We start from the raw sequence: 23,183 nt of genomic DNA on the forward strand, positions 1-23,183 counted from the left end.
TTACATCCAAAGTAAAAATAATTAAACCATTAACGGCGTAATGTATCGCGCAATTGCAGCAGCAGTGGCTTTTGCGCCAACACTAAATACATGCCATACACTAATAAAGCCACACTCAAGTTAACCGCTATTTGCAACCAAGCTTGCGGAAAATATAAACCAGCACCATACCCTAAGGCTGCGGCCACCAATACGGCAAGCCAAATGGGAAAAATATCTTTGGACTGCTGCCACTGGCTTAAATGCGTTAACTTGCCGGTGTAATAAGTGTTAAGCAGTAAGGCTAAATAGGAATTCAGGGTAAAACCAAGGCACATTACCAGCACACCATATGGCATGCTAAGCAGTAGTACTGTCACGCCAATAAATTTTTTCATCACCTCAAGCTTTAAAAACAGATCACTGCGGCCAGTGACTTGCAACAAATTCAAATTGATGGAATGGATCGGATATAACATATAGCCCAAACACAGCACACTAAGCAGCACTGTAGTATCCTGCCACTGCTCGCCTAATAGGGCGGTTAACAATGGCTTGGCAATCAACCCCAACGCAACAATCAACGGGAAGATCACTAGCGCAGACAATTTTAAGGTTTGGCGATAGGCGTTTGCCATTCTATCAGGGTCATCCTGTAACTGGCTGAACAGCGGGAAAGTAACGCGCTGAATAATGCCCGTAAGCGTCGACACTGGCACACTGGCTAATTGATTAGCTTGAGTATATTGTCCTACCAAGGCAGGACTGAACTTTTTACCAATAATGATTTGATACAGATTGTTGTAGGTGGCATCCAATAAGCCAGATAACAACAATTTGCTACCATAACCAAACAGATAATTAAAAGCGTGCTTAGTAATGCGGCCACGCGGTAACCAAGGGGCAAACAGATTGAATAAAAGGGTAGCACAACTGGCATTGAGCAAGGTTTGCGTCACCAACGCCCATACGCCGTAGCCGTTAATTGCTAATATTATCGCTGTTGGCCCACTGATCAGCACGCTGAGTACCGATATTTTGGCTTGAGTTTTAAAATCCATCGCCACATTTAGCTTAACGCGCGGAATTAACGTAAATGCGTTGATCAGCACAACTAAGCCCAGTATTCGCAACAGGGTTTGCAGCTCGGCTTGTTGATAAAAATCGGAAACCAAAGGCGCACTGATATACAGGGCAAAGTAGCACAAACCCGCCATGGCAATATTGTAATAAAAGGCGGTTACTAAGTCATTTTCTGTGCGATCGGTTTTACGAATTAACGCCGATGTAAAACCACTATCGACAAACACATTGGCAATGGCAATGAACACTGCCAGCATACCCACCAACCCAAAAGTAGTTGGCCCTAGTAATCTCGCCAAATATAAGGTAATTGCGAGTTGAATACCTTGGGTTAAAAAACGTTCCAATGCACTCCATTGCAGACCTTTTTTAGTTTTGCTAGCAAGATCGGTCATGGGGGTTAGGGTTTAGCCAAGGTTAACAGATATTGGCCATAACTGTTTTTGCTCATCAATTCGCCGCGCGCCATTAACTGATCTTCAGTTAGCCAATGCTGCAAATAAGCAATCTCTTCTAAACAGGCGATTTTATAACCTTGGCGTTTTTCTAACGTTTCAACAAACTGTGCAGCTTCTAGTAAGCTTTCATGGGTACCAGTATCAAGCCAAGCAAAACCGCGCCCCAACATTTCAACATGCAAATGCCCCTGGTTAAGGTACATATCATTTAAGGTTGTAATTTCAAGTTCACCACGCTCAGATGGCTTAACTCGCTTTGCCATCTCAACGACATTATTAGGATAAAAATAAAGACCAGTAACTGCATAGTGACTTTTAGGATTGACAGGTTTTTCCTCAATAGAAATGGCTTTTTGGTTTTGGTCAAATTCAACAACACCAAAACGTTCAGGATCTTTAACTTGGTAACCAAAAACAGTCGCACCTTCGCCAGTCTGAGCCTTCTCAACAGCTTTTTTGAGCTTGGCACTAAAACCCTGACCATAAAAAATATTATCGCCAAGAACCAAACACACACTGGAATCACCAATGAACTCTTCACCAATAATAAATGCTTGTGCTAAACCATCGGGACTTGGCTGGAGAGCATATCCAAGTGTAATACCGAATTGGGAACCGTCACCCAAAAGACGCTTAAAGCTATCGCAATCTTCTGGAGTAGTGATAATCAAAATATCCTTAATACCCGCGAGCATTAATACCGATAACGGATAGTAAATCATCGGTTTATCGTAAACTGGTAGTAACTGCTTTGATACGCCCATAGTAATGGGATACAGTCGAGTGCCTGAGCCGCCAGCTAAAATAATTCCTTTCATTTAAATCAAGTTCCTAGGTAAATAGGCCCTAGGTAAAAACTAGGACTTTAAAATAAAGTTGTTAAAGAGATTAAATGCCTAAACGCTCTCGCTGATAGGTGCCATCTTGAACGTGGTGGCACCATTCTTGGTTAGCTAAATACCATTCGATGGTTTTACGCAGGCCAGTTTCAAAAGTTTCTTGTGGTTGCCAATTAAGCTCAGCAGTCATTTTGCTTGCATCAATGGCATAACGGCGATCATGGCCAGGTCTATCAGTTACATAGGTAATTTGCTCAGCATAAGACGTGGCTTTAGGGACTAATGAATCTAAGATTCTACAGATGGTTTGTACCACTTCTAAGTTCTGCTTTTCGTTATGCCCACCAATATTGTAGGTTTCACCAACTTTACCCTCTGTAACCACTTTGTATAGTGCACGAGCATGGTCTTCAACATACAGCCAATCACGGATCTGGTCGCCTTTTCCGTAAATAGGTAATGGCCTACCTTCGAGGGCATTTAAAATCACTAAGGGAATTAATTTTTCAGGGAAGTGATACGGACCATAGTTATTGGAACAATTAGTCACAATCGTTGGCAGGCCATAGGTACGCAGCCAAGCGCGAACTAAATGGTCGCTGGAAGCTTTAGAGGCAGAATAAGGGCTGCTTGGTGAATAAGGCGTGGTCTCGGTAAATAGAGGCAGCTGCTGATTAACCACTTGGCCTTCTTGTTCATCAGGATGTGGCAAATCACCATACACTTCATCGGTTGAAATATGATGAAAACGAAAAGCTGATTTACGCTCAGAATCAAGTTGCGTCCAATATTGACGGGCGGCTTCGAGTAGCGTGTAAGTCCCTACTATATTAGTTTGAATAAAATCAGCTGGGCCGGTAATTGAACGGTCTACATGGGACTCTGCCGCCAAATGCATTACTGCATCAGGTTTATATTGTGAAAAGACTCTATCCAGCTCAGCACGGTCACAAATATCGACTTGCTCAAATGCATAACGCTCACTTGCCGCCACGCTTACAAGCGATTCTAAATTACCTGCATAAGTCAATTTATCAAGGTTAATTACACTATCTTGAGTATTGCTGATAATATTACGAACCACTGCAGAGCCAATAAAACCTGCCCCACCTGTAACTAGAATTTTCATTTTTACTACCAAATTTGATGAGATTAGCTATTAGCTAATTAAAGGACTATTTTTGAGTGATAAATGATGAGAATTTTCATATATACATCTCAGCCTTCCAAACCAAGCTGAGACACTTTTCATCCATTTTGGGGGAGCCGTATTTATTTTTAAGTAAGCGCCATCCCATAACAGAAAGATTCTAGGTTCTAGGTCATAGAGGCCGAAGGCCGTCCTAGAATCTAGATTCTAGTTTTGTTCTTTTCTCATAAAATGCCTTACCAGCACTAACATCACCCCTAACATACCGCCGAGCATGGTGCCTAAAACACAAATTAATGCGCGTTTGGGTTTGGCCTTTTCTTCAGGCGCTAATGCGGGGTCAATGGTTTTGAAAACGTATTCATCACGCACTTCGGCAAACATAATGGTTTTTGCTTGTTCTTCAATCAACTTATAAAGAACGGTTTTGATATCTGCGACATTGGTTAAAGCGATTTGTTTATTTAAAAACTCAGTACTGCGGTGCGCTTCAGCAACATCACGCTCCTTCATTACTTTATTAATATCTTGAATTAACCAAGTCACCCATTGCTGCGCCACTGTTGGGGATAAATGCTCAACCGATAAAGTCACCATTCCTGTATCTTTGGCTTTATTGACAACAATCATTTTGCTAAAAGCTTTATAGGCTTCTTGCATTGATGGCTCAGGTTTAAATGGCGCTTTAACTTCGCGCACCCAAGTATTGGTTTGCTCGTTATATAGCTCAGGGTCGTAGATAATTTTATCTGCATCTCTATCCCATTTTTCTGCCGCCATTAAATCGGCAAGGATATTGTGCTTTTGAATAAACTCGCTGGTAAATTGGCGAGACTTTAATACCTCAATTGCCAATTCGGTTTTATCTGTACCGCCTTTAGCACCCAGATTCACGCCCGCAAGGCTAGCTAAACCTCCAAATTGCGATGCCAAGGCACTTAAGCCACCGCCCTGCTCCTCTGATGCTGGCGCCAACAACGCTTCGGATTTATAGATATTGGGTTGCAAAATAGCAAAGGCGACAGAGGCAATAGCAAAAACAGCGGTTATGGCAATAATGAGCCATTTGCCTTGCCAGATAACGGCAAAAAGCTCACGAAGATCGATTTCGTCGTCTTGCACTTGAGGGAATCTGGCGTCTTTCATATATTTATTTAATTCATTAGACATTTAAAACTTATCTCGTTATGTAAGTTCTCATAAACTGTTGGCGGGTTATCGTTGACGGTTGACGGAACGTTCGCAAGTTCTCTCACGGAACGCTCGATAACTGCTCCTGCGTTATTCTACCTCTGCATCCATGCAGTCGTTCGCTTACGGTAAGGGCAAAAACTTAGAGCGCTGCATTTACCGTGAGTGCTAAGCCCGTTCCGTTATCTGTGAGTCACGCAGTGACGTTCTGTAGTCTCAATCCGTCGTGCCCTTATTTATTTTCTGAACTTCGATCTTTAATCGATTTAATTAGTCCAGCTAACATTGCCGATATTCTTTCAGTTTTTATAAGTAATTCATTAACATCATTTGGCTCTAGATAGCCAATATCTCTGCCAATCATTGCTTGGGTTATCAATTCTGCAAGTGAAGCTTTTGCAATATATAAAAACTGTATTTGCTCTTTAGCGCCATAACGTTCCATTCCCTCAGCAATATTTGACGGAACGGAGAGCCCTGACCGAGTAATTTGATCTCTAAAGCCCCAATCTCGGAGGTCTTTTGTTGCTATATAAATAGAACACGACAATTCATAGCTAAGTTGCCAGACTTCTAGCTTTTGAAACTTCATATCCAGTCCTTGGAAACGTTAACGGAACAAGAAACGTTGACTGTTGACGGAACGCTCGATAACTACTCCTGCGTTATTCTACCTCCTGCATCCATGCAGTCGTTCGCTTACGGTAAGGGCAAAAACTTAGAGCGCTGCGTTTACCGTGAGGGCTAAGCACGTTCCGTTATCCGTGAGTCACGTAGTGACGTTCCGTTATCCTATTAACATCCGTGAGCCACGCAGTGGCGTTCTAAATCCCCGATATCGCGGATACAGCCACAGCGGTGTTATAGATAATGCCGGTCACTTGCGTCCATAGCGTGAGGTTATCTTTGTATTCGGTATCTAATGGCACAACGATAGTGTCGCCAGGCTCCATTGAGCTGCCACCAGTAAACCACATTGAAGATTCTGGCATTTGAACAGCACCATCGGCTTTTAATATGTAAGTACGAGATTCATCAGCACGTTTACGCGGGCCACCGGATAATGCTAAGTATTGCTCATAGGTTAAACCCGGTTTATAGCGATGAGTACTTGGGTGTTGTACTTGGCCCATAACTGATACAGTTTGGTTAGTTGCCGGAATATAAAGAGTATCGGCGTCTTCTAACATTAAATTGGCACTTTCGATACCTAATTCAATGGCATTAATATCAACCACTAAACGGCCAACGGTTTTTACATTTTCCAACTGATTTAACATCATTTGCGCGTCGTTATAACCCACCGTTGGAGTATCTTTGGTCAAGGCTTTAGCTGCAATCTCTCGGCGCAGTTCGTCGGCAAGTTTGGCAATCTCTTGCTGTTCTTTTTCTTGGATAGATTTACGTAAAAATACTGCACTACGTGGTGCGGCATCACTTGTCATACCGCCTGCTCGGGCAAGTACCTGTTTTAAGGTTTCGCCGCGCTGGATGCTGTAAGTACCAGGGAATTTAACTTCCCCCTTGATAGTCACCCAGCGGGTTTCTTGCCAGTCAGGCAAGGTACGTACCGTTAAGATGTCACGGCTTTGCAGTTTGATATTGGCGGCAGGATCATTTTGCATAACGCGATCTAAGCTCAACTGCACATGCTCCACTGTGACACCATTCAGCTCTGACACTTGTTGGCGAGTCAGTTCAGCAGATAAGGTGTATGCACCTTCTTCTAAACCACCTGCTGCGATGAGTAATTCTTTAACATCCGCATTAACCGTTATTGGATACTGTCCGGGGAAGCGTACATTACCATTGATATTAACCAGTTTGGCGGCATCACCAAAACGGCTTTGCTCTTTTAGCTTTTTAATGATGGGCTTAAGCAGCTCTTCACGGTCGGCATAGTCAAATACGATGACTGAATCCCGTGGTTTTAGCTGGAGGTTGTAATGGGATTTGGGTTCACCAATGGCACGGCCAAGATTAATCCGCTCAACTTCAATATCGCCGCGTTGGTTGATCTCTCGAACGAGTAGACTGTAATCCAAGTCGGCAGAGATGGTTAAATCCCCCCAAATTGAAGGCAATAAGTCAGCAACGGTTAAACCGTTAGTCCATTGATATTTACCAGGGCGAATTACCGCACCAGCAAGGGTGATTGCATTATCAATACGGCTTGAGGCTGAGCGCACATTGAGTAGATCGCCATTTTTAGCCAGCGTGCTTAGGCCTGAGTTTTCAGTTAAATCAACGGTAACAACAGTCTTTACCGCATCACGACTATAGCGCTCGATAGTACTGGCTTTGGGATAAGCGCCAGGATTTAAGCCACTGGCCATGTTAATCACATCAGCCATGGTCTCGTTATTTTTAAGCTCGTAAATCGCAGGGCGACGCACTTCACCAATAACGCTAACGGTGCCACCCGCTGATGGAATAAACACTACATCGCCAGATTGCAAGCGCATATCACCTGAAGCATCGCCACGCAGCAATAAATCATACAAGTCTAAACGGCCAATAGTGTTACCGGAGCGCTTTAATTGGATATTACGCAAGCTACCAATTTCATTTACCCCACCAGAGATAAACAAGGCTTGAGTAATTGTTGATAGACTTGATACGGTGTAAGAACCTGGTTTATATGCGTCACCGGCCACGAAAATTCGGATTGAACGCAACTCACCCATAGTGATGTTGGACTCAATACCTATCATGCTTTGGCTGATTTTTTGCTGTAATAATTCACGTGTTTCAGCAAAGGTTAAACCAACAAGTGAAATTGGGCCCAAATTCGGGAATTGCACTGCACCATCGCGGCCAACAGTTAATGTAAACTGATTGTTTTCTTTACCAAAAAGTTGCACGTTTAAGGTATCACCAGGGCCCATCATATATTCTGCGGGCACTGGCACATCTGAAACGGGGGCAAAAGTGCTTGGCGAGCCCGCAAAAAGATCGTAGCCAAAGCGTTTTAGCTCATTTTCTTTTTTGCTTTCAATTGCTTCAACCTTCGCTTCAGTTTTAGTTGCCTGATTAAGCTTATCGTCTTCTGATTGATCAGCGACACTGTTACCGTTTTCCGTTCGTGGCGTCACCACGGTTGGATTTTCAACAACCGTAGCGGCTGGTGAGGCTCCAATTATCATTGACGGATCAATACCGTACTGGCGAGCTAAACGTTCTTGCTCTGACTTAGGTAATTGCTTGAATTGTTCAATCATCTGCGGAGAGGGCGTAACGGCTTGCGCCTGAGTGCCCATCAATATCGTGGCACTTAAACCCACTATGATGAATTTTTTGATTTGTTGTAACACCAGATATCTCCGATTGGGTTAAAGATGGAAAACAATGATACAGCAGAGCGTCGCTACGCTCCTTCTAGATTCTAGAGCCACGTAGTGGCGTCCTAGAGCAGCGCTTTTTGCTGCGTCCTATCAGTTGCGAAGCAACGTCCTTCTTTTATTTCAGACACGCTACCGATTATTCCGTATGTCCATATACTCCACCCTGCGGGCTTGCTAAAGCAATTTTGAAGTGTTCCTGACACTTCTATCGCGTGGCGGCCGGAGGCCTTATTCAGTGCATCCAGCACTTCATCCTTCGGATCAGCTAACGCTGTTAATAATTGTTCCAGACAATTATTTGCGGCGTCCGCTTAACGAATGAAACTATTCATTCGATGCCTTTCAGGCACGCTACCGCCCATAGATTGCGGCCTCTATATTGCCCTTCGCTCTGCGAATATTCTAATTTTTCAAAAGGTTAAAGATTTTAGAATGACGAGATTTTACCTGCCATCAATCTAAAGTCATTAAAGTCTAAAGCCATTAAAGTTTACGATTTACACATCAAGAACCCTATGTGCTTCGATGAACCAAAAAGCCAATACTTAATGAAAATCTAAAACCTGATACTGCTACAACATAAAAACCAAGTAAAACTTTAGTTGTACAAACAGGTTTTGGCGACTTAAATGAGTCGCAAATTGTACTGCTAAACCACTACATTGCTTGTTTAATAAACGGGCACATAAATTGTTTTTGATTACTTATTGTGCAAAACCTGTTTTGATAAACAATGTAAAAACAAAAAAAACATGTAACACACTGAAATACAATAATTTTTTTATTTCTGCTTAATATTGCTTAAAATCAAAAAACTCAATCTATAGCAAATGTCCTACACGTCTCTAAGCAAAGATCCTACTTAGCAAAGTGAACTCATTAACAAATCACACTCGTTCAACTGAGTGTTCAGGTACAGATAAGGTATTGATCTGCCCCATAATATTAAATAAAACATGGCAACGTTTGTTTGGGCATTTTTCTTGAAAAATACCTTCTAAATCAACAAATGGGCCGTCTTTAAAGCGGATTTTCTCCCCTGTTTTTAGTTCAAATTCGCTGTCTAAAACAGATTGGGAAGGCGTTAATTCTTTCATGCGAATGGCGTGAATGACTCGGTCATCAATGGGTGTCATTCTTTCCTGACAATTGACAATACGACTCACACCGCGAGTAGAGTGGACCTGCTTAACGCTAGTTTGGCTTGGGTCAAAATTGATAAACAAATAATTTGGAAATAAAGGCACACGACAGATCCGCTTCTGACCGCGTTGAGATTTTTCTTCAGAGACCATTGGTAAATATGTCTCTAAATTTTGAAGAGCTAAATTTTGTTGTGCCCTCGCTTCACTACGAGGTTTACAGTACAAAAGGTACCATGCCTTCATCGATTAATCTCACTACCCTATGTTAAGTGACGTCCATTCACGGGTCGCAATCATAACAAAGTTGTCAAGACGGATGGAAGCAGTTTTTTGCCTTAAAACCCTTGCTGTTCGGTATCTAAACAAAGTGCCGATATATTAGGAAAATCAACATAAATCGATATTTGGTGGCGAGTTGCAGATAATCTCACCAGTTAGCAAGTCAAAATTGACTTTAGTGACTTTTAAAGGGTATATAAGGTGGGAATTTTAGCGAAAATATCCTAATTAACGCTTAAAATATTACTTTTATTATAAGAACGTAACAATAACTCATACTTAAATCTCAGCAATTCAACAATTTACTCATGCTTTTAAGCTAGAGCTAAATATCGAATTGACTCAAGATAAATGAGAAGAGCAACAATCATTTTTCTGTGGTGACATCATCCTGTTTCAGGGGCGCCACAGGCAATCACGAGCTTAAGGTGGAAACTTCATGAGCGTAGCAAAACCACAAGGGACAATGCTTGGCCATCCCAAAGGTCTGTTCCTACTGTTTACAACAGAACTCTGGGAACGTTTTAGTTATTATGCAATGCGTGCCATTTTGGTACTGTACTTAGTTGATAAAGTGCAAAGCGAAGGTGGACACGGTTTAGGTTGGAGCCAAGCTGATGCCATTTCGTTATATGGCACCTTCACTGGGCTTGTTTATTTGACCCCACTTCTAGGTGGTTGGTTAGCAGATACCTTTCTAGGCCAACGCCGCGCCATTATGATTGGCGGTACTTTAATGGCGGCTGGTCAATTTATTTTAGGTACGCCCCATGCGTGGGTACCTGGGATGGAAACCGAAGTATTCTACGTCGGCTTAGGCACGTTAATCTTAGGTAACGGCCTGTTTAAACCAAATATTTCTACTATGGTGGGCGATCTGTACCAAGAAGGAGATCACCGCCGTGACGGTGCTTTCACCATTTTCTATATGGGGATCAACGTTGGTGCTTTCCTCTCAGGTATTATCGTAGGCTCAGTAGTTGCCGCTTATGATGGTAATTTCCAAGCTGGTTTTATCTGCGCAGGTATCGGTATGATCCTGTCGTTAATCATCCAACTTGTGTTTGCACAAAAGTTACTCGGTGATATCGGTAGAACTCCTGCTGCTAAGCTTGAAAAGCAAAAAGCAGCAGAGAAAGGAGAAGTCCGTAAAGAACCACTGACGAAGGTTGAACGTGACCGTATTAAAGTCATCATGGTGATGGGTTTATTTACTATTATTTTCTGGGCGGGCTTCGAGCAAGCTGGCGGCCTGATGAACTTGTTCACGAACGATTTTACCGATCGCATGATCGGCACATGGGAAGTACCAACCACTTGGTTCCAATCCTTAAACGCAATGTTTATCGTTATTTTCGCCCCTGTTGTTGCTTCGATTTGGGTACGTTTAGGTAAGAACGAACCTAACTCCCCGATTAAGTTTGCTTTAGGCTTAGTGCTGTTAGCCGTTGGCTTCTTATTTATGATCGGTGCCGTTGTCGAAATGGGCGGTGACGCTACAGCTAAATCAAGCATGTGGTGGTTGGTTGGCGCTTATTTCTTCCATACCATGGGTGAACTTTGCTTGTCGCCTATTGGTTTATCTATGGTCACTAAGTTAGCTCCACTACGCATCGCTTCGTTAATGATGGGTTCTTGGTTCCTCTTTGTGGCTGCAGCTAACAAAATTGGTGGTGTGGTGGGTTCCTTTATTGGCCATGGCGGCGAAAAAGAAGAACAACTTGCCAATGCAATGGCTATCTTCTCGGGTATTGCGATTACCGCAGCACTTTCTGGTGTGATCTTATACTTTATGGCTGACAAATTAGTCGATTGGATGCACGGTGCGGAAAGCAAGCATCACAATGAAGCCGAAGCATTAGAAGATGAAATTGCGGTAACCGCTGAACACGAAGCCATTAAAAGATAACGCAGCTAGAAGCTAGGACGCAGCCAAATGCGCTGCTCTAGGTGACTTAGCTGCAAGAAAAAGCAGATCGGGCTTCGTCCTGATAGGGCGCTTCTACCATCCTGAATAATTTATATTCGATAAAAACGCTGCAGAAATGCAGCGTTTTTTATTGCTTTGCTCCCAAAGCACGTTGAGATTAGAGATGGGATGTTTCGCACACAGACAAATTAGAATATGGGGACTAGATGCTAGAGTCTAGCTTCTCGAGCCACGTAATGGCGTTCTAGCAGCGCTTTTGGCTGCGTCCTAGCATCTTATCTTCTTATAAACTTAATTGAATAAAACCACCCGCAGGCAAGTTTGAATTGTAGACTAATCCTTTAAATTGATTATCTAATAACTGCTGCTTATGTTCAGGCTCATTGGTTGCGATACAAAGTTGCTCCTGGGGCAGAATCGTTCGAAACTGAACACTCGGTTTACCCCAATCTAATACCCCTAGTGGTAAACTTTCTGAAATAGCCAATGGACTTAACCCTTTGTCATTACGTAAATAGCACCTCAGACCCTTGCCAGCTAGGGCAATGGCTGCACGATAACGTGTTAATTCGATTGCGACATAAACAATATCTACGGTGATATCTAAACCGGACTTGACTAAACGCTCATTCAAGTAGCTCAGCATATTGAACGGCTCGATAATGGTTTTACTCTGACCACTTCGATAACTTTTCAGCTTTTGGTTGACAAAACTGCGAAGCAAAACACAAGCAAACGCCGCGCGATTGTCTTCGGGATAGAGGTGAGCCATATACATGATCAAATGATCACTGCCCACCATTGTTGAGTCAATAAAGTAGCTACTGATATCACTGCTTTTAAATAAGCTGTAATCAACTTTGGCGGCGGGATAACTGATATTTGAGGCTGGGAAAAGTTGCTGCTGAACTTGTTTGGCCGCTTCAACACTTTGCTCTAATAAGGCTAAATTATCATTCAACTCTTGGTGAGATAAAGCATCAAAGTCTGCCTGAGTAATATCATCGGGGTGATTTCGCTGCAGCCCTTGTTGAATGGCTTGCTCGATAATAAAGAGATCGGCAACAGGTTTAACCAAATAATCACTCGCACCGATGCGCAGCGCCTCGACAACATCCGCCATAACATTATTACCTGAAATAACAATAGAAGGCACTAATGGCTCTAACCTGCTCATTTCCTTAAGCATATCTAAGCCACCAAGCTTTGGCATACTCAAATCGGCAAGTATGATATCGAAACGTTGTTGCTTGAAATGAATCAGCCCCTGCTCTCCATCGCCAGCCTGCACTACCTGTGCACCGCGACCATTTAGAAAGGTAGCAACGATTTGCCTGAATACTGGGTCATCTTCAACCCACAGAATTGAAACACCATTTAACGCCATAAAGATTCCCGCGTAACGTTTACTGCAACAGCAATCATTCGATGATGACATGGGAAGAATCATTTATACGGCATGGGCTTGGCTGCATATTCATGCCTGCAGCCAAGTTAGCGCATGAGCTTACTCAAGTTCCTGCATGTACTGGTCGAGTAACTCATCATCTTCTTGTTTTTGAGGAACATTGCCATCATAGACCTTATAGTCCATGTGTTGTAAGTACGCATCTTTCACGAAGGCATAGGGATCGAGCGCATTATCAACAAGTCTTTCCTGGTCAATTGCCGAGGCTCTAGCATGTAAGCTTTTAAGGCCCCATTTAACCACGGATTGCCACACTGTGAGTTCAGATAGTGGAAAGTATAGACCATCAACCCAATCTGATGCGAGTTCACGAACAACATATGGACCAGCAAAGGGTGCCATAAAATAGGGACCATTAGGTACACCGTAATAGCCCAACACTTCGTTAAACTCGTCCTGCTTACGTGGCATTCCCATCATATCAGCCACATCAATAACGCCTAGTAACCCTATCGTCGTGTTAACCGTAAAACGACCACCCGCATTCGCCGCCCAACCCCATTTGCCTTGCAATAAGTTGTTTACCACGCTGCTGGGTTCTTCCAAGTTTTGCACAAAGTTATTAATCCCTGTTTTAGCAGGCAACGGGATATAATCGTTATAACCATGTGCAACGGGCCGGTATAGGTACCTGTCGAGAAACAGATAGTTAAAGTCCCACATGGCACGGTTGAACCCTTCAAAGGGATCTCTTGGATCTTCGTAAGTAATTTTTACAGCTGAAGCCCCGTCCTTTGGAGTGCTATCGGGTACGGCTACCTCTGCGCCATAAACCTTGGGCAGTAATGCAAAGCCTAAAAGTCCCCCTATCCATTTCAACTTCATATTGCTCTCTTAAATAAATGTACTGCCGAGTTCACGAGTTTTCGTTAAAGTGACCATCAACAAGTGACGATAAAAGATTAGTCATCCGAGTCGTATACTAAGTATGACAGACAAAATGCCACTGACTTTACAAAGCGCATAAGCATACTTGGCAAAACAGTTTGGTCAATTGTTAATTTTTTAAATAACGCACCGCGAGTTATTCCAACAAAGGTTTAGTATGGAGTCGATTCCACTTAGTCAGATTACCAACGCACCATTAATCACTTCAGGGACTCAAAACACTGCCCTGAGCACCAATGCGCGTCCGATTCCCGCTGAAGTCCAACTATCTCCTGAAGGCGATAGTATTATTCTAAACGGTACAGAATATAATTTAAAGCTCGTTAATGCTCAGCAACGCCAAGCATTAATTATTGCTAGTCAATTTTTAGTCAATCAAGTCGTGAATAGCCCCTCTGAATCGAGTGCTATGACCCAAACCTCGCAACTGATTGCCTTGGGTTCGACAGTCAACCTTAAGCTCCCAGAAGCGATCACATTACTTGCACAACAAAATGGGATTTCAGAGACAAAATTATACGCTCTCTCTGCCCGCCCACAGGGCTACCCCCTCCCTAATGTCATTGTTACTGCAAAAGAATTCCAATTTACTAATGGAACTGTTGTGCCACAGGATCCAGGAACACGACTTAATGCGGGTGAATATCAAGCAAAAATTACCCTTTTACAAGGGAAACCTATTTTAGTGTTGACCCCAATACTGAGCAAACTCGAAATCCAAATTGGCGCTCCGATAAATGAAACTCAGCTTCCCATTATTGACAAGCAAGCGAGTCATGTTGTGATAAGCAAAATGGAACCCGTTCAGATTATTGCGAGTTTTTTACGGAAACTTGAGGGCTTAGTCCCCCAAACGGATAGCACTGCTGCAAAAGTGAATACGTCTAGCACCCAAGGTGGATCAATTTCCGACATAAAAATATCCCAGACTCAAACGGGTTCTATTGCGGATGAAGTGACATCCGTAAAAAACTCACCATCCAAGATTGCTATTAGCGTCAATTTACAATCCACCACTGAAGCAAAGCTGACGACAGGACAAACTACCAATCAACAAATTGATCCCAAAACGGCTATTCCTGAACCTAAGGCACTGACTAAAGATGCAAGCGCATCGGATGTAAAAAATACCGTAACGGTGTCAAATACTTTGCAAAGTCAACATGCAAAATCGGACTTTAGCAGCTTACAGACTAAACCACAGGTCCCCGCTAATGAGTTAGCGATGACCAAAAATTTGTCCAGTAATGAAACACAGCTAAATCTTAAAACCCCATCAGACTCGTTAGGTGCTGACAAACAAAATAAGCTCAACGAAGCCAATATCAATGTTAATCAAGTGCTTCAAAAAGCCTTTACCAAGGCCGGTGCTCTCCCCATCGAGCAGATGGTCTCTCGAGCTAGCACAAACTTAGCTGCCGAGCTGTTAAAACATTTGCCTCATCTAGCCCCACATCCTTTAGGTCAATTAAGCGATCCAAACGAACTAAAAGACAGCATCCTTGGTCTCGCAACCTTAAATTTAGCAACGCCGCAGCTCGCTCAAGCCTCAATGCTATTCAATGCGGGAGCCATTAGCTCATTGTTTCAGTTGTTATTGGGGTTTAGGGCAAATAATGCCAATAGTAAAATGAGTGCTAAATTGGCCGATTACTTAGAGCAACTCCAAACTAGAATCGGATTATCTAACCACCAGCTGGGACAATTTAGTAAAGCTGGCGGCCTAGAAAGCATGGTACAACTAGCTTCAAGCCTACAGCTTTATCAACAAGCCAGTAGTGAAAATAATGGTAATTTAGTGTGGTTTTTTGCCCTTCCCTATGGGATTAATCAACGTCATGAACAATTAGAAGGTAAATTCGAGCGAGAAGCCGATAGCGATGAACAGCAACATCATAAAGGCTGGAATTTACAATTGAAGTTTAATCTCGCCCAGGGTCCATTACTGATATCGGCACGTTTTCACCAACAAGTACTAGATATTCAGTTCAAAGGTGACAGTCAGTCATTACTTCGCCGAGTAGATAACTTTCTGGCTCCACTGGGACAAAAACTATCGCAATTAGGATTTACACCGGGTGAATTATCCACCCAATTAGCACCAGTTCCAGCAACGTTGCTGCCTGGTGATCATTTTCTTGTGAAAACAAGAGCATAATTAAAGAGTCTATCTATGGCGGAAGAATACAAAACCCAGCAAGCAGTTGCCTTGAGTTATGACGGAAAACATGCGCCTAAAGTAGTCGCATCGGGTGAAGGGCTAATCGCTGACGAAATTATCGCTCTAGCAAAGGCCTCAGGCGTTTATATTCACCAAGATCCGCACCTGAGTAACTTTCTTCGATTGCTTGAATTAGGCGAAGAAATTCCAAGAGAACTGTATCTGCTTATCGCCGAATTAATCGCATTTGTGTATATGTTGGACGGAAAATTCCCAGAACAATGGAACAATATGCATAAGAAGATTGTTGATAAGGCTTAAAGCAAAAGTGGCTAGCTCCTAGAGCCACAACGTGGCGTTCTAGAGCAGCACTTTGCTGCGGCCGAGAGTCACGAAGTGCGTCCCAAATTATTCACCTATTTACGGTGTAAACGAATTAACAACTCAGCTTCAGCTTTAGGCAATTCACACTCTTTGATTAGCTCATCTACACCAGCTCCGAGAGCCACCATCTTCATCGCACGCGTATAAAGCTTTGCTTGGGGATCCTGTTGAGTAGATTCTTCAATGCGTTCAGATTGTTGATGTAAGCGTTTTTCAAGCTCAATCACACGACGTCCCATACCAATAGTACCGCTTCGAAGCTCCTGCATTTCACGCTTAAAGCCCTCGCGCTGACGATCGCCCTCTTTCACTAATACGGTTAACGCTTCAACTTTACTGCGCAACTTACTTAATTGTTTCTGAAGGTAAAGAACTAAACCTAAACACGCAATCACATAAACTAAGGCTGCGATTAAAAATTCATCGCCCATTCATCATCCCTACGCATCACAATCAGCTGAAATTAGCACCGACTCATCAAGTGGCATTCTAAAAGAGTAAATTAAAGCCAAACGAACCGTTCGCATAACAAAAAGCAAAGCGGCAGATAGACACTATCTGCCGCCTCCGATGAATATTTAGAGTTGATTTAACTCAGCCCACTCTTCATCAGATAATAGTTTGTCTAAATCAACTAAGATCAATAACTCATTATCACGATTGCTGACGCCTTGAATAAACTTCGCACTCTCTTCTGTACCAACGTTAGGCGCGTTATCAATTTCAGAACGGCGTAAGTAAACGACTTCAGCAACACTATCGACCAAAATACCAATGACTTGTTTTTCTGCCTCGATGATCACGATACGTGTCGAATCATCCACTTCCGCTGATTGCAACCCAAAACGTGATCGGGTATCAATAACAGTAACCACATTACCGCGTAAATTAATAATCCCTAAAACATAGTGTGGTGCACCAGGTACGGGAGCAATTTCGGTGTAACGCAGCACTTCTTGCACTTGCATGACATTAATACCATAAGTTTCGTTGTCTAACTTAAAGGTAACCCATTGCAATACTGCATCATCTTTACTTGCAGCCACGGCTGCGACATTTCTTGTATCTTTCATGTTTACCTCAACCAATGGAGTCCTGACAGCCTAAACCCGCATCAAGCATTTCAACTAAGGCTTGTACGTGCAAAATGCCACACATTTGTTCTTTAACCACACCAGCTAGCCAAGGACGTTTCCCAGCTTTGCTGCGCCAATTTACTTGCGATTTGGTAATTTTTACTGCATTAAGCAGGGACTCACAAGCTAATCCCCAATTACTGCCCTCTAATAATACAAGATATTGATAATTTACCGATTGCGCCAGTTTATCTGTGTATTTTTCTGGCATAACCCATGCACAGGTATCCACTAGATTTAACTGTTCTTCTCGATGAGTTTGTACACCAAGGAACCAAGAAGGACGGCCAATAATATGATTAATCCGTTCTACTTTGACGATACCACCGAGACTGACTAATGGAACCGCTAACGTCAACCCAGCTACCTTAAAGAATAGTACTTGAAACTCATCATCGAGTACTTCTTGCAGATCTTTTGTCACACTTGGAGGCGCAAAGCCGACTTGAGTGTCGGGCACAGTCGATAAGTTATCGACTTGCGTCGGCGCAACATTCGCAGTCTCATCGACATCAGCTACCGTTATTACTACAGGTTGCTTGGGTGCTGGTAAAGGTTGCTCGATAACCTCCGTTGGCTTATCAACAACTGTAGCTTCCGCTTTTAGCACTGGCGCAAGCAGTCGTTCTAGCGACTGTTTATTCACTAACGGCTCAGCACTCTCCTTAGAGGAGACAGTAACAATGCTTTTTGCCCGAATAGGTTGTACTTCAGGTTCTAGAGTAGCTTTAACATCCGCTTTAGACCGCTCATGCTCTGCCAAAATGGCATTATTGAGCTGCTGAGTTTCCGTTTTTTTACTGCTATCAAAAGCGGTCGCAACATTTTCTTGAGATTTAATTGGGGAAGCACCAAAGGCACTATCATCTTCGTGCAATAATAATTCAAAAAAATCAAAAACAGTTTCATCAACCGATTTTGACATGGCCAAACTCCCCAGCTAAAAGAAAATCTAATAATCTTTCATAGGCCTTCACACCACGACAACCGCTTGCATAATGGGAGGCGGGTAAATGCGCTAAACTTGCATCTCTAAACTTAGTATCTACAGGAATAACATCACGCCATAGACTCTCACCATACTGTTCACTCAACACCTGCAACGCAGCAGGAGATGCCTTAGTACGCTTATCAAACATGGTTGGGACTACGGTATAACTGTAACGAGTCTTCTTTGACCGCCCCATGATTTCCATAGTTTTGACCATGCGCTCAAGCCCTTTAATCGCTAAGAACTCTGTTTGCACAGGAATGACAATATGTTGGCTTGCGGCTAACGCATTCACCATCAGCACACCTAAGACAGGCGGGCAGTCGACGATGGCAACATCATATTCATCAGCAACAAGGGCAAGCAAATTACGTAAGACAAGTCCCATGCCTTCTTGATGGCCTAAAGCTCTATCCAGTGTTGCTAGCGCCATAGTCGACGGTAATAAATCTAAACCATCCACCAAAGTTGGTACGATATGCGATTTAACCAGCTCTTTTGTAAGATGATTGTGCGCAACAAATACATCAAAAAGAGAACCGGGCACCTCTTCTGAGTCAACCCCAAGGTAGTAACCGAGTGAAGCATGAGGATCGGTATCAATCATCAAGACGCGCTTACCCCGTTTAGCGAGTGCTCCCGCTAAACTTGCTACCGAAGTGGTTTTACCGACCCCACCTTTTTGATTCGCTATGGTCCAGACTTTCAAAGCACTGACCTCTTAAATGTTGATTCTGTGCCATTTACAAGTGGAATGATTACGCGGCCCACCACGTTACTCTTCTTCCCTTGTCGTGACTCTTATGCCACCGTTAGGCAGACTTATCACCTTAACACCGTCGGCATTTTCCGAAATCACCACAGGAACTTGAGTCGACTCCTGTCGAACCTCTGTTGTCAATGCTGCTTCATTTTGCAAACGCAAAGAGACTGATGATTCAGCAGGTGACTGAGAGGATAACTGTTGTTTATCCATCTCAGGCACTTTTTCAAGTAAAGGCGGAATATTATTACCATCCGCCGCTGGCATTTCAGGCCCAAGAGTCACCGCATTATGTTCACCAGGCGCAACCATTTTTAGCATAGCCTTAGTTTGTTCTGGGTGTGTGGCAAGCCAATCAGCAATGACCTTAGCTTGTTCATCAGGCACCATGAGCACGACTTGGGTCGATGCTAAGCGTTTAACATCAGCAAGCAATTTTATGTTTTTTCGATGATAATCGAAACTTAAGGCACCAAGACAAACTATCGTCATCATCATTAGCACCATAATAAGCACAATATTTGTGCTTATCTGTGACTTGCTACTAGCCACGTGCAGACTCTTTTAAAATCGATTCAGCCATGTGCTCCAGTGAAATGGATTGAGTGGCAATTCCCGCACTGGCCACTGCTTGAGGCATGCCATAAACGACGCAACTCGCTTCATCCTGCGCCCAAATGGTCGCACCGGCAGCTTTAAGCATGCGTGCTCCTTCTCGGCCGTCAGCTCCCATTCCAGTTAACACTACAGCAAGCACATCTCCACCGTAGGCTTTTGAGGCTGAAGCAAAAGTGATATCGACACAAGGCTTATAATTCATTTCAGCACTACCGGCGAGCACTTTTATTCGGCCTGTGACGCCTGTACGCTCTACCATCATCTGCATTCCACCTGGCGCTAGATACGCACAACCTGGACGCAAAATATCGCCATTTGCCGCTTCTTTTACCTCGATTTTACATAAACCATTTAAACGATTTGCAAATGCTGGGGTAAAAGCGGCTGGCATGTGTTGGATCAGCAAAATAGGATGCGGATAATTTGCGGGAAACTGAGTCAAAATTTTCTGTAAGGCGACAGGCCCCCCCGTCGACGTACCGATTAACAATAATTTGTATTGCTTACCACTAGCACGAATAGACGATACAGGTGACGTACGCACTGGCGCAGGTGCACTTTGAACAGGAGTGGCCACATTCCCTAATACCGAGCCAGAGCTTGGTCTTGGGGTAATTGGGGCAACGCTAGGACGCGCCACTGGACGGAAAATTCGACGACGACCAAGAGCCTTGACTCTTTGCTGCAATAACAAAATCGCTTCATCTTTATTGGTCGCGATATCTTCAAAACGTTTAGGTAAAAAATCTAACGCACCCGCATCTAGGGCGTCTAAGGTGGCCTTAGCGCCATCATGGGTTAATGATGAAAACATCAGAATCGGGGTTGGACACTTTGCCATGATTTCACGGACGGCGGTGATACCGTCCATGACAGGCATTTCAATGTCCATAGTGATTACTTGGGGATTAAGCTCAGCAGCCATCTTCACCGCTTCAGCCCCGTTAGCAGCCGTCGCGATCACTTCCAGTTCAGGATCTTGATTGACTATTTCACTAACACGTCGTCTAAAAAAGCTTGAGTCATCAACGACTAATACTTTAATGGCCATTCCATTCCTTAACTTGGGAACTAACTTTTATTTTTCGCATAATGCTTTAATAGCCCAGGAACATCCAAGATAAGCGCAATACCACCATCGGATGTAATCGTTGCCCCAGCCATACCTGGCGTACCGTGCAACAAGGCTCCCAGTGGCTTAATCACCACCTCTTCTTGGCCAATCAGTGCATCCACAACAAAACCGATCTGCATCATACCTAACTGCACTATCACAACATGACCATGTTTCTTGTCACCATGTTTGAAGGTAGTTTTATTTCGATGCAACCAATGCTCTAGATAGAAGAGCGGCACGGCCTTGTTGCGAACGATGACAGTGAGTTGTCCGTCAACAATATTGGTTTTGGTAAGATCGAGATGAAAAATCTCATTAACACTGGATAAAGGTAATGCAAAAACTTGTTTCGCAACATCAACCATAAGCGTTGGCATAATTGCCAAGGTTAACGGCACTTTAATCTCAAGTATGGTGCCTTTGCCTTTCATCGAGTCAATATGCACAGTACCGTTGAGTTGGGTGATACGGGTTTTAACCACGTCCATTCCCACGCCACGACCAGAGATATCTGAAATCTCGACCTTGGTTGAAAAGCCTGGGGCAAAGATCAAGTTATAAGCTTCGTTGTCCGTCATACGCGCAGCGGAATCTTCATCCAGCACGCCACGTTTAATGGCAATCTGTTTTAACTTTTCGGGATCCATACCTGCGCCGTCATCTTCGATTTTTAGCAGAATATGGTCACCCTCTTGGCTTGCCGATAGAGTAATCGTCCCCGTCCTAGGTTTACCTGAGGCTTCACGGTCATTTGGCATTTCAATACCATGGTCGACCGAGTTACGAACCAAGTGCACTAAAGGATCCGCCAGCGCCTCAACCAAGTTTTTATCAAGGTCAGTTTCTTCACCGACCAACACTAAATCAATTTCTTTATTGAGCGTACGGGCTAAATCACGAACAACGCGAGGGAAACGGCCAAAAACCTTTTTAATTGGCTGCATACGGGTTTTCATGACCGCGCCTTGCAAATCAGCAGTCACTAAATCTAGATTCGCGAGTGCCTTAGACATCTCTTCGTCATCACGACTAATGCCCAAACTCACCAAACGGTTACGTACTAATACTAGCTCTCCCACCATATTCATGATTTGGTCGAGTCGTGCAGTATCTACGCGAACGGTCGTTTCACCTTGAGGAACATTTGCTGATGCGGCAGCGGCCGCTTTAACAGGAGCCTTCTCGGCGAGCGCAACTTCGGCCTGAGGTTTAACCGCTGGAGGGGTTACCGGAGTAACACTGGCTTTAGGCACAGCAGGAGCCGCAGCAGATGTGGCAGGAGTGGGAGTCGGTTTCGCAGATTCCACTTTTGCAACAGCTTTGGCTGGTGCCCCACCTTTTCCATGAAGTTCGTCGAGTAAACGCTCAAATTCATCGTCAGTAATTTCGTCTGAATCGACAGCAACAGCAGTTGGTGTTGACACTGGTACAGCAACAGTTTCAACCTTAGGCTGAGGTGATATAGGTGTATCTACTTTGCCATTAAATTTTCCTGAACCATGAAGCTCATCAAGCAGGGCTTCAAACTCATCGTCAGTGATATCATCACCCGAGCTGGTAGCTTGTTGTACTTTGGGCTTGGCTGTATTTGATACAGAGGGAATTGACGCAGTGGGCGCTGCCACAACATCAGCATTAGTAGTGTTAGTCACACCGGGACCTTTTCCACTACCGTGCAGTGCATCAAGCAAAGCCTCAAACTCCGCTTCATTAATCTCATCAATACTTGAGTTTGAAGAACTCACAGCCTCAACAGGCATCTCTTCAACTGCGACAACGTCAACAACAGTTTCAATAACGGGCTCGGGTTCGGGCTCAGCAATAGATTCAGGCTCTGACGCAGTTTGTCCTAATTCTGACGGCAGAGGCTCACCAGAACTAAGTAACTTTAATTTTGCAAGTAATGCAGCATCAGCAGGATCTTGTTGCTCTCCCTGCTGGGTTTGAGCAAACATGGTGTTAATTGCATCAACAGCCTGAAGAATAATATCCATTAATTCTGCTGTGACACTGCGCTTGCCAGTACGCAATAAATCGAATGTGTTTTCTGCCTCATGGCAGACATCAACCATGGGAGTCAAACTTAGGAAACCTGCGCCGCCCTTTACGGTGTGAAACCCCCTAAAAATGGCATTTAGCAAGTCAGTATCATCAGGATTATTCTCAAGGGCAACAAGCTGCTCTTGAAGCAACTCTAATATTTCCCCCGCCTCGATTAAAAAGTCCTGGAGTATCTCTTCATCTACATCAAAGGCCATC

General features: G+C 43.7%; 19 protein-coding genes. 3 read left to right on the top strand and 16 right to left on the bottom strand.

Features of this window, described 5'->3' with window-relative positions; all coding sequences use genetic code 11:
- Positions 1–29: 29 nt before the first annotated feature.
- The 7 genes from HG547_RS10140 to rfaH all read right to left on the bottom strand — a co-directional run bounded on the left by HG547_RS10140 (position 30) and on the right by rfaH (position 9,432).
- Positions 30–1,457 (bottom strand): lipopolysaccharide biosynthesis protein, encoded by a 1,428-nt coding sequence (locus HG547_RS10140; RefSeq protein WP_169547785.1) that lies wholly within the window; start codon positions 1,455–1,457, stop codon positions 30–32.
- Between the two features lie 5 nt (positions 1,458–1,462).
- Positions 1,463–2,338: a glucose-1-phosphate thymidylyltransferase RfbA gene (gene rfbA / locus HG547_RS10145; protein WP_169547786.1), complete on the bottom strand. Its 876-nt coding sequence runs from the start codon at positions 2,336–2,338 to the stop codon at positions 1,463–1,465.
- Between the two features lie 70 nt (positions 2,339–2,408).
- A complete protein-coding gene (rfbB, locus tag HG547_RS10150; protein WP_169547787.1) occupies positions 2,409–3,488 on the bottom strand; it encodes a dTDP-glucose 4,6-dehydratase in 1,080 nt (359 codons plus the stop codon).
- Between the two features lie 228 nt (positions 3,489–3,716).
- Entirely contained in the window at positions 3,717–4,679 is a 963-nt protein-coding gene (locus HG547_RS10155) for a Wzz/FepE/Etk N-terminal domain-containing protein (RefSeq protein WP_169547788.1), read from the bottom strand.
- Positions 4,680–4,932: 253 nt separating this feature from the next.
- Positions 4,933–5,292, bottom strand: coding sequence for a four helix bundle protein (locus HG547_RS10160; protein ID WP_169547789.1), 360 nt, complete (start codon positions 5,290–5,292; stop codon positions 4,933–4,935).
- Between the two features lie 232 nt (positions 5,293–5,524).
- Positions 5,525–8,014, bottom strand: coding sequence for an SLBB domain-containing protein (locus tag HG547_RS10165; protein ID WP_169547790.1), 2,490 nt, complete (start codon positions 8,012–8,014; stop codon positions 5,525–5,527).
- 917 nt (positions 8,015–8,931) lie between these two features.
- A complete protein-coding gene (gene rfaH, locus HG547_RS10170; RefSeq protein ID WP_037424726.1) occupies positions 8,932–9,432 on the bottom strand; it encodes a transcription/translation regulatory transformer protein RfaH in 501 nt (166 codons plus the stop codon).
- A 475-nt stretch (positions 9,433–9,907) separates the two neighbouring features.
- Between rfaH and HG547_RS10175 the strand changes: the two genes are divergently transcribed.
- Positions 9,908–11,377 (top strand): peptide MFS transporter, encoded by a 1,470-nt coding sequence (locus tag HG547_RS10175; protein WP_037420415.1) that lies wholly within the window; start codon positions 9,908–9,910, stop codon positions 11,375–11,377.
- A gap of 304 nt (positions 11,378–11,681) precedes the next feature.
- Here the strand turns inward: HG547_RS10175 and HG547_RS10180 are convergent, their stop codons facing one another.
- Both HG547_RS10180 and HG547_RS10185 read right to left on the bottom strand, forming a co-directional pair.
- Positions 11,682–12,785 (bottom strand): response regulator, encoded by a 1,104-nt coding sequence (locus HG547_RS10180; RefSeq protein WP_037424734.1) that lies wholly within the window; start codon positions 12,783–12,785, stop codon positions 11,682–11,684.
- 120 nt (positions 12,786–12,905) lie between these two features.
- A complete protein-coding gene (locus tag HG547_RS10185; protein WP_144375168.1) occupies positions 12,906–13,691 on the bottom strand; it encodes a VacJ family lipoprotein in 786 nt (261 codons plus the stop codon).
- Positions 13,692–13,911: 220 nt separating this feature from the next.
- Between HG547_RS10185 and HG547_RS10190 the strand changes: the two genes are divergently transcribed.
- Entirely contained in the window at positions 13,912–15,912 is a 2,001-nt protein-coding gene (locus HG547_RS10190) for a hypothetical protein (protein WP_169547791.1), read from the top strand.
- Between the two features lie 15 nt (positions 15,913–15,927).
- Positions 15,928–16,236 (top strand): EscU/YscU/HrcU family type III secretion system export apparatus switch protein, encoded by a 309-nt coding sequence (locus HG547_RS10195; protein ID WP_037420403.1) that lies wholly within the window; start codon positions 15,928–15,930, stop codon positions 16,234–16,236.
- Positions 16,237–16,331: 95 nt separating this feature from the next.
- Here HG547_RS10195 and HG547_RS10200 read toward each other — a convergent pair whose 3' ends face one another.
- The 7 genes from HG547_RS10200 to HG547_RS10230 form a co-directional block, all read right to left on the bottom strand.
- Positions 16,332–16,730: a DUF2802 domain-containing protein gene (locus tag HG547_RS10200; RefSeq protein ID WP_037420401.1), complete on the bottom strand. Its 399-nt coding sequence runs from the start codon at positions 16,728–16,730 to the stop codon at positions 16,332–16,334.
- A 147-nt stretch (positions 16,731–16,877) separates the two neighbouring features.
- The gene (locus tag HG547_RS10205; RefSeq protein WP_011073088.1) at positions 16,878–17,372 is read right to left on the bottom strand and encodes a chemotaxis protein CheW; all 495 of its coding nucleotides are present in this window, start codon (positions 17,370–17,372) and stop codon (positions 16,878–16,880) included.
- A gap of 7 nt (positions 17,373–17,379) precedes the next feature.
- On the bottom strand, positions 17,380–18,360 hold the full coding sequence (locus HG547_RS10210; protein ID WP_055647473.1) for a chemotaxis protein CheW: 981 nt from the start codon (positions 18,358–18,360) through the stop codon (positions 17,380–17,382).
- A complete protein-coding gene (locus tag HG547_RS10215) occupies positions 18,344–19,135 on the bottom strand; it encodes a ParA family protein (protein ID WP_037420395.1) in 792 nt (263 codons plus the stop codon). Before HG547_RS10215 ends, HG547_RS10210 begins: the two co-directional genes overlap by 17 nt.
- 66 nt (positions 19,136–19,201) lie before the next feature.
- The gene (locus HG547_RS10220) at positions 19,202–19,696 is read right to left on the bottom strand and encodes a membrane anchored protein in chemotaxis locus (protein WP_109277579.1); all 495 of its coding nucleotides are present in this window, start codon (positions 19,694–19,696) and stop codon (positions 19,202–19,204) included.
- Positions 19,697–19,733: 37 nt separating this feature from the next.
- Complete coding sequence (locus HG547_RS10225; protein WP_055647472.1) at positions 19,734–20,858, bottom strand: chemotaxis response regulator protein-glutamate methylesterase; 1,125 nt, start codon at positions 20,856–20,858, stop codon at positions 19,734–19,736.
- A gap of 20 nt (positions 20,859–20,878) precedes the next feature.
- Positions 20,879–23,182 (bottom strand): chemotaxis protein CheA, encoded by a 2,304-nt coding sequence (locus tag HG547_RS10230; protein ID WP_169547792.1) that lies wholly within the window; start codon positions 23,180–23,182, stop codon positions 20,879–20,881.
- Position 23,183: the final 1 nt, after the last annotated feature.

The sequence above is a fragment of the Shewanella sp. DNRA4 genome (assembly GCF_012843185.1).
In the GTDB taxonomy this organism is placed as follows: domain Bacteria; phylum Pseudomonadota; class Gammaproteobacteria; order Enterobacterales; family Shewanellaceae; genus Shewanella; species Shewanella xiamenensis.

Bases quoted from the DNA above. Each gene is read 5' to 3' on its own strand.
- HG547_RS10140 (WP_169547785.1), bottom strand. From the start codon at position 1,457: ATGACCGATCTTGCTAGCAAAACTAAAAAAGGTCTGCAATGGAGTGCA.
- rfbA (WP_169547786.1), bottom strand. From the start codon at position 2,338: ATGAAAGGAATTATTTTAGCTGGCGGCTCAGGCACTCGACTGTATCCC.
- rfbB (WP_169547787.1), bottom strand. From the start codon at position 3,488: ATGAAAATTCTAGTTACAGGTGGGGCAGGTTTTATTGGCTCTGCAGTG.
- HG547_RS10155 (WP_169547788.1), bottom strand. From the start codon at position 4,679: ATGTCTAATGAATTAAATAAATATATGAAAGACGCCAGATTCCCTCAA.
- HG547_RS10160 (WP_169547789.1), bottom strand. From the start codon at position 5,292: ATGAAGTTTCAAAAGCTAGAAGTCTGGCAACTTAGCTATGAATTGTCG.
- rfaH (WP_037424726.1), bottom strand. From the start codon at position 9,432: ATGAAGGCATGGTACCTTTTGTACTGTAAACCTCGTAGTGAAGCGAGG.
- HG547_RS10175 (WP_037420415.1), top strand. From the start codon at position 9,908: ATGAGCGTAGCAAAACCACAAGGGACAATGCTTGGCCATCCCAAAGGT.
- HG547_RS10180 (WP_037424734.1), bottom strand. From the start codon at position 12,785: ATGGCGTTAAATGGTGTTTCAATTCTGTGGGTTGAAGATGACCCAGTA.
- HG547_RS10185 (WP_144375168.1), bottom strand. From the start codon at position 13,691: ATGAAGTTGAAATGGATAGGGGGACTTTTAGGCTTTGCATTACTGCCC.
- HG547_RS10190 (WP_169547791.1), top strand. From the start codon at position 13,912: ATGGAGTCGATTCCACTTAGTCAGATTACCAACGCACCATTAATCACT.
- HG547_RS10195 (WP_037420403.1), top strand. From the start codon at position 15,928: ATGGCGGAAGAATACAAAACCCAGCAAGCAGTTGCCTTGAGTTATGAC.
- HG547_RS10200 (WP_037420401.1), bottom strand. From the start codon at position 16,730: ATGGGCGATGAATTTTTAATCGCAGCCTTAGTTTATGTGATTGCGTGT.
- HG547_RS10205 (WP_011073088.1), bottom strand. From the start codon at position 17,372: ATGAAAGATACAAGAAATGTCGCAGCCGTGGCTGCAAGTAAAGATGAT.
- HG547_RS10210 (WP_055647473.1), bottom strand. From the start codon at position 18,360: ATGTCAAAATCGGTTGATGAAACTGTTTTTGATTTTTTTGAATTATTA.
- HG547_RS10220 (WP_109277579.1), bottom strand. From the start codon at position 19,696: ATGGTGCTAATGATGATGACGATAGTTTGTCTTGGTGCCTTAAGTTTC.
- HG547_RS10225 (WP_055647472.1), bottom strand. From the start codon at position 20,858: ATGGCCATTAAAGTATTAGTCGTTGATGACTCAAGCTTTTTTAGACGA.
- HG547_RS10230 (WP_169547792.1), bottom strand. From the start codon at position 23,182: ATGGCCTTTGATGTAGATGAAGAGATACTCCAGGACTTTTTAATCGAG.